Source organism: uncultured Bacteroides sp., assembly GCF_905207245.1.
Lineage (GTDB): Bacteria > Bacteroidota > Bacteroidia > Bacteroidales > Bacteroidaceae > Bacteroides.
Map to the genome: position 1 here is coordinate 25,459 of NZ_CAJLKP010000013.1, position 18,854 is coordinate 44,312.

14 protein-coding genes are annotated in these 18,854 nt (G+C 44.8%); 8 read left to right on the forward strand and 6 right to left on the reverse strand.

The window, feature by feature from the left end; translation table 11 throughout:
• Positions 1-26: 26 nt before the first annotated feature.
• The gene (locus tag QZ135_RS06105; protein WP_294606912.1) at positions 27-1,652 is read left to right on the forward strand and encodes a S41 family peptidase; all 1,626 of its coding nucleotides are present in this window, start codon (positions 27-29) and stop codon (positions 1,650-1,652) included.
• Here the strand turns inward: QZ135_RS06105 and QZ135_RS06110 are convergent.
• The gene (locus QZ135_RS06110) at positions 1,649-2,251 is read right to left on the reverse strand and encodes a phosphatase PAP2 family protein (RefSeq protein WP_294606820.1); all 603 of its coding nucleotides are present in this window, start codon (positions 2,249-2,251) and stop codon (positions 1,649-1,651) included. The two genes, QZ135_RS06105 and QZ135_RS06110, sit on opposite strands and share 4 nt — an antisense overlap.
• A gap of 105 nt (positions 2,252-2,356) precedes the next feature.
• Between QZ135_RS06110 and QZ135_RS06115 the strand changes: the two genes are divergently transcribed.
• From QZ135_RS06115 to QZ135_RS06130, 4 genes are all read left to right on the forward strand, one after another.
• Positions 2,357-3,274, forward strand: coding sequence for an AraC family transcriptional regulator (locus tag QZ135_RS06115; protein WP_294606822.1), 918 nt, complete (start codon positions 2,357-2,359; stop codon positions 3,272-3,274).
• A gap of 207 nt (positions 3,275-3,481) precedes the next feature.
• Complete coding sequence (locus QZ135_RS06120) at positions 3,482-4,171, forward strand: succinate dehydrogenase/fumarate reductase cytochrome b subunit (protein ID WP_294606823.1); 690 nt, start codon at positions 3,482-3,484, stop codon at positions 4,169-4,171.
• Between the two features lie 97 nt (positions 4,172-4,268).
• Positions 4,269-6,248, forward strand: a complete 1,980-nt coding sequence (locus tag QZ135_RS06125; protein ID WP_294606824.1) for a fumarate reductase/succinate dehydrogenase flavoprotein subunit — start codon at positions 4,269-4,271, stop codon at positions 6,246-6,248.
• A 33-nt stretch (positions 6,249-6,281) separates the two neighbouring features.
• On the forward strand, positions 6,282-7,037 hold the full coding sequence (locus QZ135_RS06130; protein ID WP_294606826.1) for a succinate dehydrogenase/fumarate reductase iron-sulfur subunit: 756 nt from the start codon (positions 6,282-6,284) through the stop codon (positions 7,035-7,037).
• Positions 7,038-7,143: 106 nt separating this feature from the next.
• Here the strand turns inward: QZ135_RS06130 and QZ135_RS06135 are convergent, their stop codons facing one another.
• Entirely contained in the window at positions 7,144-9,504 is a 2,361-nt protein-coding gene (locus QZ135_RS06135) for a PAS domain-containing sensor histidine kinase (protein WP_294606828.1), read from the reverse strand.
• A gap of 126 nt (positions 9,505-9,630) precedes the next feature.
• On the opposite strand from QZ135_RS06135, the gene QZ135_RS06140 reads away from it, so the two are divergent.
• A complete protein-coding gene (locus tag QZ135_RS06140) occupies positions 9,631-12,390 on the forward strand; it encodes an outer membrane beta-barrel protein (RefSeq protein WP_294606830.1) in 2,760 nt (919 codons plus the stop codon).
• A gap of 22 nt (positions 12,391-12,412) precedes the next feature.
• Here the strand turns inward: QZ135_RS06140 and QZ135_RS06145 are convergent, their stop codons facing one another.
• From QZ135_RS06145 to QZ135_RS06160, 4 genes are all read right to left on the reverse strand, one after another.
• Complete coding sequence (locus tag QZ135_RS06145; RefSeq protein ID WP_294606832.1) at positions 12,413-13,258, reverse strand: helix-turn-helix transcriptional regulator; 846 nt, start codon at positions 13,256-13,258, stop codon at positions 12,413-12,415.
• Between the two features lie 131 nt (positions 13,259-13,389).
• The gene (locus QZ135_RS06150; protein WP_294606834.1) at positions 13,390-14,361 is read right to left on the reverse strand and encodes a fimbrillin family protein; all 972 of its coding nucleotides are present in this window, start codon (positions 14,359-14,361) and stop codon (positions 13,390-13,392) included.
• A gap of 40 nt (positions 14,362-14,401) precedes the next feature.
• Entirely contained in the window at positions 14,402-15,355 is a 954-nt protein-coding gene (locus QZ135_RS06155) for a DUF5119 domain-containing protein (RefSeq protein ID WP_294606836.1), read from the reverse strand.
• A gap of 5 nt (positions 15,356-15,360) precedes the next feature.
• Positions 15,361-16,326 carry a DUF3575 domain-containing protein gene (locus QZ135_RS06160; RefSeq protein WP_294606839.1) on the reverse strand — a complete coding sequence of 322 codons (966 nt, stop codon included), beginning with the start codon at positions 16,324-16,326 and terminating at the stop codon, positions 15,361-15,363.
• Between the two features lie 847 nt (positions 16,327-17,173).
• On the opposite strand from QZ135_RS06160, the gene QZ135_RS06165 reads away from it, so the two are divergent.
• Positions 17,174-17,773, forward strand: coding sequence for an RNA polymerase sigma-70 factor (locus tag QZ135_RS06165; protein WP_294606841.1), 600 nt, complete (start codon positions 17,174-17,176; stop codon positions 17,771-17,773).
• A 65-nt stretch (positions 17,774-17,838) separates the two neighbouring features.
• Positions 17,839-18,819: a FecR domain-containing protein gene (locus QZ135_RS06170; RefSeq protein ID WP_294606843.1), complete on the forward strand. Its 981-nt coding sequence runs from the start codon at positions 17,839-17,841 to the stop codon at positions 18,817-18,819.
• Positions 18,820-18,854: the final 35 nt, after the last annotated feature.

Sequence of the window (18,854 nt, forward strand, 5' to 3'; positions counted from 1 at the left end):
GAATTAGTGATAAGCAAAAAAGAATGATGAAGAAACTTCTTATCTTTATAATATGTATATGTGGTGCCATGACTTACATGCAGGCACAAAAGATGGGCAACGCTGCTGCCCGCAAGTTACAAATGGCAGAATTCGCCATTGCCAACCTGTATGTAGACTCGGTGGACGAAAACAAACTGGTGGAAGAAGCGATTATCCGCATGCTGGCACAACTTGACCCGCACTCCACATACAACGATGCCGAGGAAGTGAAAAAGATGAACGAACCTCTGCAAGGCAATTTTGAAGGTATCGGCGTGCAGTTCCAGATGATAGAAGACACCTTATTAATTATACAGCCCGTCAGCAACGGCCCCTCTGAAAAGGTGGGTATCCTGGCAGGTGACCGTATCGTTGCAGTAAACGACAGTGCCATTGCCGGCGTGAAGATGTCGACAGAAGATATCATGGCACGCTTGCGCGGACCGAAAGACTCGGAAGTTAAACTGACTATTGTCCGCCGCGGGGTGGACGACCCTCTGCTTTTCACCGTAAAGCGTGATAAAATTCCCATTCTCAGTCTGGATGCTTCTTATATGATACAGCCCAAAACAGGCTATATCCGTATCAACCGTTTCGGTGCCACTACCGCCGAAGAATTTACGACCGCCCTCAAAGGATTACAAAAACAGGGCATGAAAGACCTGATACTCGACCTGCAAGGCAATGGCGGCGGCTATCTGAATGCGGCTATCGACCTTGCCAATGAATTCCTGCAACAGAAAGAGCTTATCGTATATACTGAAGGAAGAACCTCACAGCGCAGCAACTTCTACGCCAGGGGTACGGGTAACTTCAAGAATGGACGCCTCATTGTGTTGGTCGATGAATATTCCGCTTCCGCAAGCGAAATCGTGACCGGTGCCGTACAGGACTGGGACAGAGGTTTAGTTGTGGGACGACGCTCTTTTGGCAAAGGTTTAGTTCAGCGGCCCATCGACCTGCCCGACGGTTCCATGATACGTCTGACTATTGCCCGCTATTACACCCCTTCCGGTCGCTGCATCCAGAAGCCTTATGACCATACCGCCAACCTGGATAGTCCCAGACTTAAAGGCGAGAATACTCAGGAAAAATACAACATGGATTTGGTAGAGCGCTTCAACCGTGGAGAGATGATGCACGCCGACAGTATCCACTTCCCCGACTCACTGAAGAATTCCACCAAAAAGCTGAAACGTACCGTATATGGCGGCGGTGGTATCATGCCCGATTACTTCGTACCGATTGACACCACCCAATACACCGATTACCACCGGAACCTGGTTGCCAAAGGCGTTGTCATCAAAGCAACGACAAAGTACATCGAGAACCACCGGAAAGAGTTACAGGAAAAATATAAGAAGTTCGACTCCTTCAACAGTAAGTTCGAGATAGACGAACAGATGCTTGCAGACATACGTGCTGCTGCCGAAAAGGAAAAGATTGAGTTCAATGAAGAGCAATACAACAAATCATTGCCTTTGATTAAGACACAATTGAAAGCCTTGATTGCCCGCGACCTGTGGGATATGAACGAATACTTCCAGGTGATAAACACCACGAACAACAGCGTACAACAAGCGCTCAAGATTTTGGACGAAAAGATTTACGAGCAGAAACTGTCCTTTTAATTACCGAACAACCATTTATTAAGCCAGCGGTTCACATAGATATTGACTACCGCACATCCGGCTCCGATGACTGCACCCGCCAGTACATCGGACGGATAGTGCACACCTTCATTCATACGGGATACCCCGACAGAGCATGCCCACAAGGCGGAAGGAGCTATCACGTACCACTTCGGATACCTCACACAAAGCGAGGTTGCCAGTGCAAAAGCAGTTGCCGTATGCCCCGAAGGAAAGGAAGGACTGCTTTCGTAGCTATAAGCATGCACCCGGTCGGGATAACGGTCGAACGGACGTTCACGGTCTATAAGATATTTCATGCCATAAGTCACCACAAAAGCACCGGCGACACTGGTTCCTACATATATGGCATCCTTCAATAATTCGCGGTCTTTCTTTACCCAGGCAGCCAACGCCATTGCTACAGGGACTCCCACAGCAATGTAAGGTTCTGTACGGGAAATTATTTTATTATAGTTGCGAATAAATTTACCATCCCAACTATTTATTTTATGTAAAGTATTAATGTCCCAGTTTTGTGCGGAAATACTGAATACAACTAAGGAAGCAAAAAATACAAAAAAAATAGTCCGTTTCATGCAGTCTTTCTTATAGTTTGCTGCAAAGATAGACGATTTTGTTAGAGTATTCACAAAAAAATTCTATCTTTGTTGCCATAATTTTAGTAATTCGTCTTATATTTCATGACAAAAGACACTCTTTGTACACGGCAAGTAGATTGTAGTCTGTGCCCGAAAGTTTCTGAGGGGACGTTGGCATACCGCCAATATCCTCAGGGGCAGCATTTCTCTGCAGAGAAGTGTACACAAAATTGCATGATTTTTGTATTGAAGGGTGAGTTACTGGTAAATAGTAACGAATATCCGGGAACTACTCTTCAAAGTAAACAATGTGTTTTGCAAGCCATCGGTTCGAAAATGGAACTACTGGCGCTGACCGATGTAGAATATATCGCTTATTGGTTTACGGAACTCCCTGTTCTGTGCGAGGACCGCTATAAGGATATTCTGGAACGCTCCGAAGCTCCACTGACCTACACGCCACTGATAGCCAACGCAAAACTGGAACGTTTGCTACACGATATCGTCGATTATTTCAAGGAACAACCCGCCGCTTGCGGAAAATATCTCGATCTTAAGCGTCAGGAACTGGTTTACATATTGACCTGCTATTATCCAATACGCCAGATAAGCACCTTCTTCTACCCCATCAGTACTTATACTGAAAGTTTCCATTATTTCATTATGCAGAACTACGACAAGGTGAAGAATGTGGAAGAATTTGCCCATCTGGGAGGATATACCACCACTACATTCCGCCGCTTGTTTAAAAATATGTACAATGTACCTGTATATGAATGGATATTGGACAAGAAGCGTGAAGGCATTCTGAACGACCTGCAATTCACTAAACAACGTGTTTCGGTCATCAGTGCGCGATATGGTTTCGACTCCTTGTCCCATTTCGCCCACTTCTGCAAAGATTCCTTTGGAGATACGCCCCGGGCCCTGCGGAAACGTGCCGCCAATGGAGAAAAAATCACTATCATAAAAGAGAAAGGAGACGAGGGAGGAAGGGAACAAGGAGACAAAGAAGACTAATCGACTCTTGTCCCCTTGTCTCCTTATCCCCTTGTCGGCTTGTTCCCTTGTTGCCTTGTCAACTTCTATCTCCTGTTTTAATTACGGAATTATTTCTTTAATTCCTTGTTTAATCAATGTATTTCTTCTATTTTTGCGGGAAATTAGCGGGAAGCTCTAAGGAAAAGCAAATTTTCGAACTATTAAATAATTTAAATTCAATCATTTATGTGGTTAAGTAATTCATCTGTAGGAAGGAAAGTGGTGATGAGCGTTACCGGTATCGCCCTTGTCCTGTTTCTGACGTTTCACATGGCGATGAACCTGGTTGCATTAATCTCGGCAGAGGGATACAACATGGTTTGTGAGTTCCTGGGAGCAAACTGGTATGCCTTGGTGGCTACGGTAGGTTTGGCTGCCCTTTTCATCATTCACATCATCTACGCCTTCTGGCTGACGATGCAAAACCGCAAAGCGCGCGGTAGCGAGCGCTATGCTGTAGTAGACAAACCCAAGACTGTGGAATGGGCTTCTCAGAACATGCTCGTGCTGGGTCTTATCGTAATCGTAGGCCTGGGTCTTCACTTGATTAACTTCTGGGCAAAGATGCAGCTCCCCGAGTTGATGCACAACATGGGTATGTGTGCTGACGCAACTGCACTGGAATTCGCCGCTAACGGTGTTCATCACATTGAAAACACATTCAGCAATCCGGTATACGTAGTGCTTTACCTCATTTGGCTCGCTGCATTGTGGTTCCACCTGACTCACGGTTTCTGGAGCTCCATGCAATCCCTGGGCTGGAACAACAAAGTATGGATTAACCGTTGGAAATGCATTTCTAACATCTACTCCACTATCGTTGTTGTATGCTTCGCCCTGGTAGTTGTCGTATTCTTTGCAAAATCAATTATGTAGTAAACAAGGAGACAAGATACAAGGGAACAAGACAAAAAAGCATTCTCCTCGTAAACTTGTCAACTGTAGCCTCGTAAACTTTAAAAAAAATAGCATTATGACTAAGATAGATTCAAAAATTCCGGAAGGACCGGTGGCTGAGAAATGGACCAACTATAAAGCTCACCAGAAATTAGTTAACCCCGCCAATAAGCGTCGTTTGGATATCATCGTGGTAGGTACGGGATTGGCAGGTGCTTCTGCCGCCGCTTCACTCGGTGAAATGGGTTTCAGAGTATTCAACTTCTGTATTCAGGATTCTCCGCGTCGTGCACACTCCATTGCTGCACAGGGCGGTATCAACGCTGCTAAGAATTACCAAAACGACGGTGACTCTGTTTACCGTCTGTTCTATGATACTGTAAAAGGTGGTGACTATCGTGCCCGCGAAGCTAACGTTTATCGCTTGGCAGAGGTATCCAACGCCATCATCGACCAATGTGTGGCACAAGGTGTTCCCTTTGCCCGCGAATACGGCGGCCTGCTGGACAACCGTTCTTTCGGTGGTGCCCAGGTATCACGTACGTTCTATGCCCGCGGTCAAACCGGACAGCAGTTGTTGCTGGGTGCTTACTCTGCACTGAGCCGCCAGGTAAATGCAGGTACTGTGAAACTGTACACCCGTTATGAAATGCAGGATGTTGTCCTCATCGACGGACGTGCACGCGGTATCATTGCTAAAGACCTCGTTACCGGTAAACTGGAACGTTTCGCTGCCCACGCAGTAGTTATTGCTACCGGTGGTTACGGAAATGCCTACTTCCTGTCTACCAACGCTATGACTTGTAACTGTACGGCCGCTATATCTTGCTATCGCAAGGGTGCATGGATGGCCAACCCGGCTATGGTACAGATTCACCCCACTTGTATTCCTGTTCACGGTGATAAGCAGTCTAAACTGACTTTGATGTCGGAGTCCCTGCGTAACGACGGTCGCATCTGGGTTCCGAAGAAGAAAGAAGATGCCATAAAACTCCAGAAGGGTGAAATCAAGGGAAGCGATATTCCCGAAGAAAACCGCGACTATTACTTGGAACGCCGCTATCCGGCATTCGGTAACTTAGTGCCGCGTGACGTTGCCAGCCGTGCTGCTAAGGAACGTTGCGATGCTGGTTTCGGTGTGAACAATACAGGCTTGGCAGTATTCCTCGATTTCTCTGAGGCTATCAGCCGTTTAGGTATTGATATTGTTCTCCAGCGTTATGGTAACCTCTTCGATATGTACGAGGAAATCACTGACGTTAATCCGGGTGAGCTGGCAAAAGAAATTGCCGGTGTGAAATATTATAATCCGATGATGATTTATCCGGCTATCCACTACACAATGGGTGGTATCTGGGTTGACTACGAATTGATGACCTCTATCAAGGGTCTGTTCGCTATCGGTGAGTGTAACTTCTCCGACCACGGTGCAAACCGCCTTGGCGCTTCTGCATTGATGCAAGGTCTGGCTGACGGTTACTTCGTATTGCCTTACACTATTCAGAATTATCTGGCCGACCAGATTACAGTTCCCCGTTTCTCTACCGACCTGCCTGAATTTGCAGCAGCAGAGAAAGCTATCCAGGAGAAAATCAACTGGATGATGAACATCAAGGGCAAGAAGTCGGTAGACTCTATCCACAAGGAACTGGGTCACGTAATGTGGGAATATGTAGGTATGGGCCGTACAGCAGAAGGCTTGAAGACCGGTATTGCTAAACTGAAAGAAATCCGTAAGACATTTGAAAAAGACTTGTTCATCCCCGGAGATAAAGAAGGTATGAACGTAGAGCTGGATAAAGCTATCCGCCTGTACGACTTCATTATCATGGGTGAATTGGTTGCTTACGACGCTCTGAACCGTAACGAAAGCTGCGGTGGTCACTTCCGTGAAGAATACCAGACTGAGGAAGGCGAAGCAAAACGTGATGACGAAAACTACTTCTACGTTGCTTGCTGGGAATATCAAGGCTCCGACGAAAAAGCTCCTGAGTTGCTGAAAGAACCGTTGGTTTACGAAGCAATCAAGGTACAGACTCGTAACTATAAGAGCTAATCGGGAAGTTGAACATTTAAAGAATTAAAGAAAATGGATAAAAATATATCATTCACGCTCAAGGTATGGCGCCAGAAAGGTCCGAAAGCAAAAGGTACTTTTGAAACATACCCAATGAAAGATATCCCCGGTGACACTTCATTCCTCGAAATGCTGGATATCTTGAACGAAGAACTTATCAGCAAAGGTGAAGAGCCGGTTGTATTCGATCATGACTGTCGCGAAGGTATCTGCGGTATGTGTTCACTCTACATTAACGGACATCCTCATGGTCCTGCAACAGGTGCTACTACCTGCCAGATCTATATGCGCCGTTTCAACGATGGTGACACTATCACTGTTGAACCGTGGCGTTCTGCAGGTTTCCCGGTAATCAAGGACTTGATGGTAGACCGTACAGCTTACGATAAGATTATGCAAGCCGGTGGTTATGTCAGCATACGTACAGGTTCTCCTCAGGACGCCAACGCTATCCTGATTCCGAAGCAGATTGCCGACGAAGCTATGGATGCTGCTGCATGTATCGGTTGCGGTGCTTGTGTAGCTGCATGTAAGAATGGTTCTGCTATGTTGTTTGTTTCTGCCAAAGTCAGCCAGTTGAACTTGCTGCCGCAAGGTAAACCGGAAGCATTGCGCCGTGCGAAAGCTATGTTGAGCAAGATGGACGAACTCGGATTCGGTAACTGTACCAACACTCGCGCTTGCGAAGCCGAATGTCCGAAAAACATTTCTATCAGCAACATCGCTCGCCTGAACCGCGACTTCATCATCGCAAAACTGAAAGACTAAATAGCCCTTTCTACATTTGATTAATATCACGAAAGCTCCTCTGCCAGTTTCCCGGCAGAGGAGCTTTTATATACTTGCAACAAAAGGTGGCGAAGAAATCTTTCAGTTATTCTATAACCGGATTTGCCAAAGACAGAATTACCGTGAAACAGCTACCCTTTCCTACTTCCGACTGTACCTCTATACGCCCGCACAGCCTTTCAATGATAACCTTACAAATGGAAAGTCCGAGTCCACTTCCTTGTTCAAACTCGTCAGCCTTATAAAAACGGTCAAAAATCATCATGAGTTCTTTAGCCTCAATGCCTTTACCGGTATCTTCTACGTATACACTAACCTGATTATGGCTTTTATCCACTTTACATCCCAATGTTACCGTACCATTCCGGGTAAATTTATTCGCATTGTTCAGGAAGTTAGAAATAACCTGGATAAAGCGTAAACGATCTATATTGACAAGTAGAGGAGAAGCCTTTTCGTCCAGTTCAAGCCGGAAATGCAGCGAAGGTTGGATTAAGGACTGATAAGCCCTATAAATCTCCTTCACAACCTCCACCATGTCCCATTCTTTTATCTCAAAGCTCATATTTCCGGAGTCCAGACGAGAAATCTCCACCACATCATCAATCAGTTTCAGAAGCAAATCATTGTTACGATTGATCAGTTCGAGCATAGCCTCCCGTTCTTCCGGTTCAACCTCGTCAGCACCCTCACCTACCAACAAGTTCGTAAAACCAACAATGGCATTGAGTGGAGTACGGATTTCATGACTCATATTGTTAAGGAAGGATTGCTTCAATTCAGCTTTTTCAGCTATTTGTTTAGCCAGAATAAGCTGTTCCTCACGTTCCATCTGTTCCTGAATATCTTGCATGATACCTGCCAGCATTATCTTTCCTTTTGCATCTTTCAGGCTACGGCACCGGAGTTCATACCAACGGTAACCATCCTCACCAAAGCAGAATCGCGCATGCTGCACCTGCATATCCGTAGATTGATGTAGTGTTTCATATAATGAATTCAATAACGGCACATCATCAGCATGCACATATTTCAGAAAATCCATTCTCGCATACTTCCTCTGTTCCAACCCCACCAGACGCGTATAATTCTCATCAAACTCTATATCATTCCCTTGCATATTCCATAGCGAAACCCGGCCTCCATCTGTAGAAAGCGTCAGGCGTTTATGGGCCTCTTCAAGCATCTCCATATTCTTACGTGCAATCCGGGAATGCCGGCGCATACGCAACAGACTGATTAATACGAGAATAAAAGTAAGGATGAACAACCCGACCAGCAGATAGAGTTCTTCGCGATAATGGTCGTAGAGTGGATAATTGATGATACGCACATTTTTCGGCACGGTTTTTATATGATAACTGCTATGAGCAGAGAAATAAGTCCAATCGAGCACATACTCCTTCTCCAAATCCCTGATTTCAGGCATGTCCATTTTCTCCTTATTCATCAGGCGGACTGAGAATTCAGCAGCAGACCGGGCAGAAATCTCATCAGTAGCCATGTAACCACCTACAATCTTGGAACCTTCTCCAAACCCCTCACGTATACAACTGAAAGAGGGAATATCCATAGCTTTAACTATCGGGAGTGCCATCATATCAAACTTATCCAGCAGAAATACCTGTTTACCCCGGTCAGTTCTCGACTTCTCCATCATAACGAGCAAGGAAGTCCCTTTTATATAGCGGAAAGGACAAAGGCTTATGGTCAGTTTCTCCTTCTTAAAACGTTGCCTCGCCACTGCTGGCTTCAGATTATAGTACTCAATCATTTCCTCCAACTTCCTGTACTGAAGCTGTGCGGAGAAAGCCGACTCATAGGCTAAAACCTGAACATTTCTCCTGTCAATGAACCGGGTAAACAAATCAAATGACTTACGCCCAAGAACAGTCAAGTCTACATTATAGACAATCTCCATGCTCACATCGGGGTGTAATGATGCTATGAAATCCATGTTACGTTTAAAGTCCGGAGTATCCCGCAGCACATAGATTCGACTACCTTCATATTCTTCAATGAGTTTTTCATCGGGGAAATGTACGTTGCAAGCCACCACCGGAATGGAAGAAAGCAATTGGTGACGGGTGGAAAGCAAAGTGAATGTTGACTGGTCGCCTACCGTAAGAATAAGGTCTACCCGGCGGTTCCTAAGAATCTCAAGATAGGTCTTCATACTTTCTATTTCATCCTTCGTAGTGAGATTATTGCAATCCAGATAAAACTTATCGAATACAGGTTCTATCCCCTGTTTCCTGAATGCCTGTTGCAAGAGTTCCTCAAAATTCCCGTAACCGCCATCATTCGGTGAAAAAGAGTAAACAAGTGAGATATGTTTTTCCAGACGATGGTTGGTAGTATACCACTGTTTAAAGTTTACTCCGCATAAGAAAGCACATAGCAGAAAAACAAAGGCAAATATATATTTAAGTTTGTCGGTTTTCATTATTGAATTAACACCAAGCAAAAATACTATAAATTCTACGAAAAAAGAACGTTTTCCCTTTATAATAATATTGAATACAATCAAAACTCCCTATTTTTGTGCCTACTTACAATAATACAGAAAAACGTGCACAAATTCTGGACTCTATTACTGCTCTTACTGGTCCCGACTATTCTATTTGCCCAAAAAACAAGAACAGTCAAGGGACAGGTGTGCACTGTGGCAGAGAACAAAGACAGTAAAGAGCCTCTGCCTTATGCAAGTGTCGTCATCCTGACCGGAAAAGATTCTACTTTTGTAAAAGGAGTTGCAAGTGATGCAAATGGTCATTTCAATCTTCAATTCATTCCACAAAAAGGAACAGATTACTTATTAAAAGCTTCATATACGGGGATGGAATCCGTTTTCTACCAACTGGACGGCAAATCTTCCACCATCAATCTGGGCAGCATCCTGCTGGAAGAAGGTATTGAACTGGGCGAAGTTACGGTCAAAGGGCAAATTCGTGAGATGGACCAGGTAGGCGATACCACCGTTATCAACGCCGCAGCCTACAAAACCCCGGAAGGTTCATACCTCGAAGCACTCGTGAAACGTATCCCCGGAATGGAATACGACAGTACAAACAAAACGCTGAAATACAACGGACTGCCCATCAAGGAAATCAACGTGAACGGCGAAGCCTTTTTTGCCGGAGACAACCGCATGGCATTGGAAAACTTGCCTGTAAACATCATCAGCAAGATAAAAGTATATGATAAGAAGAGTAAGCTGGAAAAACTGACAGGAGTGAAAACCGGAGAGGAAAACTACGTGCTCGACCTGCAAACCAAAGAGGAGTTCAACGGCACCCTGCTGGCATCGGGAAAAGCCGGATACGGCAATCACAATAAGAAGAACTTCGACCTGCAGGGTAATTACTTCCAGAAGAACGGAAACAACCTCTCTGTAATCGCCCATTCCGGCAACCTCGACATGAGAACCAGCTACAAGGATAACATACAGGAAAATGTCGCCATGAATTTTATGAAGAAGTTCAGTGAGAAGTTGAATATCAACGGAAACCTGATGTATTATCATAACAACCAAGGCAATGAATCGTCCGCCTACAACGAGCAGTACCTGACGAGCGGAAACAAATATCAATATTCTGCCGGAAACAACGCGAATCGTAACCGCAATATGAATGCAACAATGTCCCTAAGCTGGCAAATAGACACTATGACTTTTGTTCATGTCTTCGGTAATTTCAGCCTCATTCGCAATAATAGTGCTAATAACAACCGTCAGGCCACGTTCAATGAAAATCCTCATCTGGATATACTGAATCCTTTCAATGACATCGACCGTGTGCCCGATGAGCAGAAGGTCAATGACATTGCCATGAATTCACTGATGAGAGGCGAACAGGAACGCTACTCATTTCATGCCAATATCATGCGCCGGCTGAACAAGAAAGGCAGTTCCATCGGCCTGACAGCACAGTACAATGGCAATGAGGGCGAAAACGAAAACTTTTCCATCTCCTCAACCACCTATTATCAACTGAAGAACAGTGCCGGAAGGGACTCCGTGCTTTATCGCAACCAATACGCATCTTCCCTTTCACCCAACCGGGAACAAGGTATCGGGCTGATGTTCACACATCCCTTCACAAAGCAACTGCGCTCACAGGTTTCTTATAACCTTAATTATAGTAAGCAACAAGATGATCGCAATACTTATGACCTGTCCGGCTTTATGGAAGATACAGAGGAGAAAGTGGGTTTCCTACCTCCGGGATATGAAGCGCACTACATTGACAGCCTAAGTAACCGAAGCCACAGCAGTACCCTGCAACATGCGATAGATTTCTATCTCAACTATTCCGATACTATATGGAACGTAAACCTTGGGTTATCCGTACAACCCGAACGGCGCACTTTGGATCAGAAAACCGGTTTGCAAAGGGCAGACACTGCCATTCATTCTGTCGGCTTCCGCCCAACATTGAGAGTCTCCTGGCAGAAAAGGAAGAACAGGCTGACCTTCAGTTATTTCGGGAGTTCCCGGCAGCCTTCCTTGCAGGATTTGATTTCACCAACCAACAATAGTGATCCACTGAACATCACACGGAGTAATCCCAACCTGAAACCTACCTACGACCAATATTTCCGACTGGAAGCGCAGAACACTGATAAAGGCATTTTCGCCTCACTGAACCTACAAAACAGAATCAACAGCCAAACTCGTGCGGTGACCTATAACCAGCAGACAGGCGGACGCGAAACTTATCCGGTCAATATAAACGGAAACTGGAATGCAGGCAGTATGTTGCGCTATCAAAAGCGCATCAAGAGTTTTGGCATCAATGCCAATGCCGGAGGTAATCTGTCCCAAAACGTCGGACTCATCAACGAGAACCAGACCGAGCAACCTGAACGCAGCGCTACCCATAACACGGGAATAAACAGTGAACTGCGTTTGTCCTACCAACCTAAATGGGGCAATCTTGAACTAAACGGAAGGTGGGATTTTCAGCATTCCTCCAACTCGCTGTTAGAAACAAATACGTACACCCGCAATTACAGCTTCGGGCTAAATACCTTTGCCGACCTCCCGGGAAGCATACAACTGAGAACGGATGCCAATTACTCTTTCCGAAACGGCACGAACATCGACAAGGGAGACGACGACCAACTCGTCTGGAATGCAAGCGTCACATGGCGTTTCCTGAAAAAGAAACAGGCCGAACTGTCTGCCAACTGGGTGGACATACTCAGCCAGCAGAAGAATTACTACCGTGGCGCTATGGCAGACGGATTGTATGAACGCCACACTCAGCAGATAGGCAGCTATTTTGTCATTTCAATGAAGTATCGTTTTAATCAGCCTCTCCGCAAATAACGGATACTGTCTTACCGGAGTTTTATACTGATTGCTTTTGTCGCAGGGCACGGGGAGAAGAACCAAAGTTCTTCTTGCAGAAATTAGAAAAGTGGGGCAGAGACTCGAAACCATATTTATAGCAGATTTCGGAAATGGTGGCTTCTGAGTAACGAAGGTCATAGGCGATGCTTTCTTTGCGTTTCTCCATCATCCACTCATAAACAGGTTTGTGGAAAACAGAGTTGAAGATGCGTCGGAAAGTAGTGGTGGTGTATCCGCCCAACTGGGCAAGTTCTTCCACGGTCTTCACTTTGGCATGGTTTTGCAGGACAAAATATTGGAAAGTGGAGGTGTACTTGGAAAGTGGATGCACCAGCATGGAGAGGTCGTAGTCCGAATAAAATTGTCCGAGGATGAAAGCAAGTTCTTTCCTTTTAAAGGAAAGAAGTTCGCGGCAAATTCTTTTTGTTGCAAGATAGGACTTCGAAGCTTCCAGAAAGAAATTCAGCTCAGGGATTATCTTTAAAGGGGAGAAGATGAGCGGAGGGGTTACCTCTGCCATAATATGCTTATAACGCTTTTCACAGAATTGTTCCGGCTGGTTGAAACTGTAACAAACACATTCTACATCTGTCAGGGCAAGGACTTCATACTTTGAACCAATGGCTTGAAGAATGAATTCTCCGGCATGCAACACGGTTCCGGCATACTCCTGACTGTTGATAAGTACTTCTCCTTTCAACAGGAAAATCATGATGTTTTCTTCGCATTTTTGAGCTGGAAGGTGGAAGCCTCTGGAATGAGAAGCGTATATTATGGCGTTGTCCACAGCCCTCGGACATTCCTGACATAGTATGGTCGCCCCGCAGGAAGAGTAATCATGCATTGTAGATTGAACGTTTTTGTTTGCTATTGTGCCACAAAAATATGAATATTTTGCTGAGATACAAAAAAATCCCCTAAGACTTTTTAAAAGGGAAAGTCTTAGGGGAGGGGAATTATGGGGATTATAAAAGATTATTCAGCGGGAGGAGTAATAGTACCCGGTTCTTCAGTACCCCATTCATTAACTGTCGGTTTAAAGGTTACCGCTGTGGCATCAGAAGATAATTCCAAAGTATACCGTAAATTCTTTCCTATTTCCCATTTTTGGCCAGACAAAGAAACGTCTTTAGTTCCATTGAAAGTAGTAGTACCACCTTTTACAACAGAATAAGTAATAGAGATTTTTGCATCAGCAGATAAAGTCTGTGGCAATAACATCAGTGCATTAGCACCCGTTGAAAAACTGACAACATTCTCTGCTGCAACAGCATCATACTTTCCATCATATACATAAGAAGCAACTCCGGAAGTAGCAGTCCATACTCCTGTCAGGGCAGCAGCTCCATAAGTAAATGTACCTGTTTCATTTGCACCTGAAATTTCGATCTTCGTTACTGTATAAGTAGCATCAGCCTCCAACTTAGCTGAAAAATTTATCTGAGTCAAAATATGTGCAAAAGCTAAGCTTACTCCATTAGTTCCATTTTTTTCTTTAGTAGTATTCTCAGCCTTGGCAACTAATAAGTCTTCTTGCGTAGCAACAGGTTGGACAGTGTAAGAGAATGTAGGATAACCTTTAACTGCCGTATAACTTTTGACATTTGTTGCCGGAGAATATGCAAAGAACTGAATATTACCAGTCATAGGCCAATAATATTCTTCATTACTCGTAACTCCCCAAGTTCCATTTTTTTTCTCTATAGTTTCATCCATGAAGCTAGTTGTAAAAGAAACTTCAGTACCCATTTCTGTAGTCTCTGTATTATAGGCATTTACTTTAAATGTAGTAAAATTGTCAGTATCCATTGGAGTTACCCTCGTTGTCTTACTTACAATTGTTTTAAAGTTAATCTCCGCCTTTTCACCAGCCTTCTCAATCTCTTCATTCTGTGTGCAACCTACGATTGCCAAAGCAGCAACGGCTGCCAATAAAATTTTCTTCATAACCGTTTGTTTTATAAGTTAATATATTATTTCTTTATTTTCATTCTACGGGCAACTCCACATTCGTCTCATCATCCCAGTCTCCCACATCACCTCCGATGCCTCCGCCACCTCCTGGAGGCACCTCCACATCGTCCACCTCAATCTCTTCATCAATCGGTATCTCTATATCTGTCTCCGGTTCCGGTTCTTCTTCCCCACCCGAAGGAGGTGGTGGTGGAGCTACAGCTTTTGTAATATCTACTTTAACCTCCTGAACCGTATTATCTACCTTTATCAGCAACAGCTTCATCGTCACCTCTCCGCCTGCGCGGGTACTTGTGAATGTCGGTGCAGAGAAAGCCGAGAAACTGCCACGTAACACATCATCCCCTCTATTGGCCTCTACATAAATCGGTGCAATGCTGGACGTACAAGTACCATCACTCATACAATAAGAACCATTCATCCCATCCACATTACAGACAATGCTCGCTACATTCTTCAATCCCTTCACCTTTATTTCAAAAGAATAGTGCCTGACCACCAGCCGTGGTTGGAATTCCATCAACAACACATCCTCACTCTTTTCTATTCTCATATCATTCATACTTACTACATACAAAGGGTCGGGTGCCCACACCATTTTCTCGCTTGTGTCAAGACCCGAACAATATCCCGTATAAGCTTCAATCGTTTCATACGCTCCATCGCCGCGAATCTGCACACACTCCGTATTATAATTGTAAATCACCACGTCATAATATCCCGGAGGCACTTTCACTTCGCCTCCTTCCACCGACAGGTAACTCTCCACCTTTCTCCCTTCTTCGCTCTTTGGATAGAAGATGACCCGCATACCTTCGGGCAGTTCGTCCGTCACTCCTTCCCAGTTGAACTTTATCTGTACCCCACTGACGGGATAATCATCCAGCATGTCTCTGAAGCTACATCCCGTCAAGAGCACCGATAGTCCGGATAGAAGCAAAAGAAACATATACATCCTATTCCTCATAGCCTTCACCTCCTACGCTTAATGAGCCATACCAAAGAGATTTTGGCTTTCGTAGGCCCAATGAAATGATAGCGCCCGCTACTTGTCCAAATCAAATCTTCTTCGTAAGTGGTGTACTTGCGGTATTCCGTCTCCAGATAGCCTATGCCCACGCTGAACTCAAGAGCCAGATAACGGGCCAGTTGGCAACTATATCCATAAGTCAGACCGGAAGCTGCATAATGATTGCCCCGATACCCTTTATCTTTATCCAATTGGAAATCGTACACTCCCCCTTCGGCATATACCCCCACGAAATGTCCCGTCAATTGGTCGCGCTTCCTGCGGTTTCCCAGCCAAACACGTGCCTCGACGCCTCCCGAAAGAAGCTGATAACAGAAGCCACGCGCATTGTCCGACCACCAGGGACATTTATATTCAACATTCAAAGACCACCGTCGTCCTACGGGCAATTCTACTTCCAAATTTGGAGCCAGTGCCAAATCATACAGCAAATTGTTTTTTATAGCTAATACCGTCCTATTTTTAAATTCTCTCTTTTTCTTATTCTCTATTGCAGCGGAAACAGGCACTGGCTCCATTTTCAGTATCGGCAGACTATCTGCAGGCAACGACAATTTTATTATGAACAAATCATTTTCTATCTCTCTCGCCTTCTCTATCCTCGGAAATATATATTCCGATAAATAGCTCCAGGCTTTACCTTCATTCAACCGGCGCAACAACTTCATCAGTTTCCCGAAGTCTCCGTAGTGATACTTTATCAACGTCAGGACTTCTTCCCGGTCCGGAACTTGCGGGTCGTTCGTTATCCATTGATAAACTCTCCCCCACGTTTCGGGTTGCACCATCCGGTCTTCTACTTTGCAAGTATCAGCATTCGCCGCGTATCTTTCAGCGCGCGCCTCTTCTTTTCCTAATATCAAAAAAAAGAGTATTAAGAGTATATATGAACCGACGCGAACCCTCATAACTTTGCTTTGTATAGAGGCAAAAGTATATCATATAATTTTAAATAAATACAGATTCTATAACTCTTTTCAGGGGGTGAAAGGTTCTGTGAAACGAATGAAACATATTTGCAACTTTGCGACAAACATTCTCGTGATTGTAGTTACATATACCTCCCTGAATGCAGGATTTACAGATAATCATGAAGCCCTTGCAACTGAATAATTATACTATTTATTTACTCCATTGAAGTATCAGGTACATACCCGAACCGTATCAGGCCCGTACCAAGACCGTACCAAGTCCGTAAAAAGGGGACCCTATACGGAGCAGATACGGAGATAACACGGAGCAGATACGGAGCAAGTACAGAGAAGGCACGGACCTCGCACGGAGTTGAGCACATCAGCATACTATCAAAAAGACAACTCGTGTGCGAAAACAGTGAATATCCGTGAAAGAAATCTAAAAGAAACAGTAAACAGAAGCTATGATTTGGAAGGAATATAGTAAACTGTTACATTTGTCATGTGATTTTTTTCATAGTATTAGATTTAAGGTTAACAAAGGTTGGAGTACAGCGGTACTCCTTTTTTTATGCCTTATCGCCAGATATACTCCCCCTACTCGCCAAGCCAGACATTCATTTTGTCTCATATCATCTCTTTTCCTTATGATATTCATAGTGCTACATATTATTTATTTCATTTCTGCATCGCTGCAAATCAGACTATAGGAACCAGTTGGCAAAATGTGCTGTAGTTAAAAAGCACTACTACTATTCGGATATTCCGGAAATTATTAATAATATTGTAACCCGTTACCGTAAGTACAAGGCATACCTTTGAAGCCTAAATCAATAATCACATGATTGCAAACGATAAAATAAGTGAGTTGTTACAATCACTGACCGAAGGCTCTTTCCCAGCATTCGAGAAGTTATATAACCTGTATAGCGGCAAACTGTACAACTTCATGATGCGCATCTCCTCCGGCAATCAGTATATGGCAGAAGAGGTGGTGCAGCAAACATTTATCCGCGTATGGGAGGTGCGGGAGAAGATAGACCCGGCTGAAAACTTCATCTCCTACCTCTGCACCATAGCCCGCAATATGTCGATGAATATGTATCAGCATCAGACGGTGGAATACATCTATACCGAATACCTGTTGAAAAGCAGTTCCGAACGCGATTGCCAAACGGAAGAGAACACCGACCTGCGCTTTCTGAACGACTACATCGACTCATTGGCCGAAGAACTCCCCCCTTCGCGCAAGAGGATTTTCCTGCTCAGCAAACGTCAGGGCTACACCAACAAGGAGATAGCCGCGATGCTGGACATCTCGGAAAGTACCGTTGCCACCCAACTATCACTTGCCGTGAAGTTCATGCGCGAACAATTCATTAAGCATTACGATAAGCTGATTCTCATCCTATGGGCCTTTTTTGTTAACGAAATGCAATAATAACGGTACAGTTGGACAAGAGAATGAAAGTAACTGTATACACATATAGAAATAAGTAAGAGAAGATGGAAAAAGAATATTATAAGAACTTAGCCGAAAAATACTTCGCAGGAGACATCACAGAAGCGGAAATCAGCGAACTGGCAGGATGGATACGCAACAATGCCCAACTGGCAGGATGGTGGGAGAAGGAGTTTGAGAAGTCCGCCGCCGACATCAGTCCCGCCTTGCGCGATAAGATGTTTGCCCGGATTAAGACGGAAGTTCTTAAAGAGACCGTGAAGCGCACTCCGGGCAAAGCATTGGTTCCCGCCTGGGCAAGGTGGGCGGCTATGATTTGCATTCCCATCTGCATCGCCTTCTTCACTTACAATATCCTGAGTATCTCTAATGCCGATAAAGCCCACTCACCCTTCATTGTGAAAGCCGACAAGGGCGACAAAGCCACTGTAGTTCTGCCCGACGGTACAGACGTCATCCTGAATTCCGCCTCCCAACTCAGCTATCTGAGCGACTTCGGAACAAACGAACGCCGCGTACAATTGGAAGGAGAAGGTTACTTCAAAGTGGCACACGACACTCACCGTACCTTCATCGTGCAGGTGGGCGAACTGGAAGTTAAAGTAATGGGTACGGTGTTCAACGTCTGCGCCTACAGCAACGACCAGGATGTGACCGTCGTTCTGCTGGAAGGAAAAGTAGGTATCCACACGCCATCCACTTCTACCACCCTAAGCCCCGGAGAAAAGATAAACTATAACAAGTCCACCCGCAAACTGAGTACCGAAAAAGTTTATCCCGACGATTACGTAAGCTGGACGAAGGGCAACCTGTACTTCCAGAACGAATCTCTGGAGAATATCATGAAAGCCCTTTCACGGGTCTACGACGTCACGATACGCATCGACTCACCTCGAATTGCAGAAGAGCGGTTTACCGGAACAATACCCGGTGGTGGTATACAGAATGCTCTGGATATTATAATGCTGACCTCCCCGTTCCACTACGAAGTAGAAGATTCGGTCATTATATTAAAGGAGAAGTAGCCGTTAGTTTGTTAACGTGAGTTAAAAGAGAGAAG

Excerpts from the sequence above, each read along its gene's own strand:
- QZ135_RS06105 (WP_294606912.1), top strand. The coding sequence starts at position 27 with ATGAAGAAACTTCTTATCTTTATAATATGTATATGTGGTGCCATGACT.
- QZ135_RS06110 (WP_294606820.1), bottom strand. The coding sequence starts at position 2,251 with ATGAAACGGACTATTTTTTTTGTATTTTTTGCTTCCTTAGTTGTATTC.
- QZ135_RS06115 (WP_294606822.1), top strand. The coding sequence starts at position 2,357 with ATGACAAAAGACACTCTTTGTACACGGCAAGTAGATTGTAGTCTGTGC.
- QZ135_RS06120 (WP_294606823.1), top strand. The coding sequence starts at position 3,482 with ATGTGGTTAAGTAATTCATCTGTAGGAAGGAAAGTGGTGATGAGCGTT.
- QZ135_RS06125 (WP_294606824.1), top strand. The coding sequence starts at position 4,269 with ATGACTAAGATAGATTCAAAAATTCCGGAAGGACCGGTGGCTGAGAAA.
- QZ135_RS06130 (WP_294606826.1), top strand. The coding sequence starts at position 6,282 with ATGGATAAAAATATATCATTCACGCTCAAGGTATGGCGCCAGAAAGGT.
- QZ135_RS06135 (WP_294606828.1), bottom strand. The coding sequence starts at position 9,504 with ATGAAAACCGACAAACTTAAATATATATTTGCCTTTGTTTTTCTGCTA.
- QZ135_RS06145 (WP_294606832.1), bottom strand. The coding sequence starts at position 13,258 with ATGCATGATTACTCTTCCTGCGGGGCGACCATACTATGTCAGGAATGT.
- QZ135_RS06150 (WP_294606834.1), bottom strand. The coding sequence starts at position 14,361 with ATGAAGAAAATTTTATTGGCAGCCGTTGCTGCTTTGGCAATCGTAGGT.
- QZ135_RS06155 (WP_294606836.1), bottom strand. The coding sequence starts at position 15,355 with ATGAGGAATAGGATGTATATGTTTCTTTTGCTTCTATCCGGACTATCG.
- QZ135_RS06160 (WP_294606839.1), bottom strand. The coding sequence starts at position 16,326 with ATGAGGGTTCGCGTCGGTTCATATATACTCTTAATACTCTTTTTTTTG.
- QZ135_RS06165 (WP_294606841.1), top strand. The coding sequence starts at position 17,174 with ATGATTGCAAACGATAAAATAAGTGAGTTGTTACAATCACTGACCGAA.
- QZ135_RS06170 (WP_294606843.1), top strand. The coding sequence starts at position 17,839 with ATGGAAAAAGAATATTATAAGAACTTAGCCGAAAAATACTTCGCAGGA.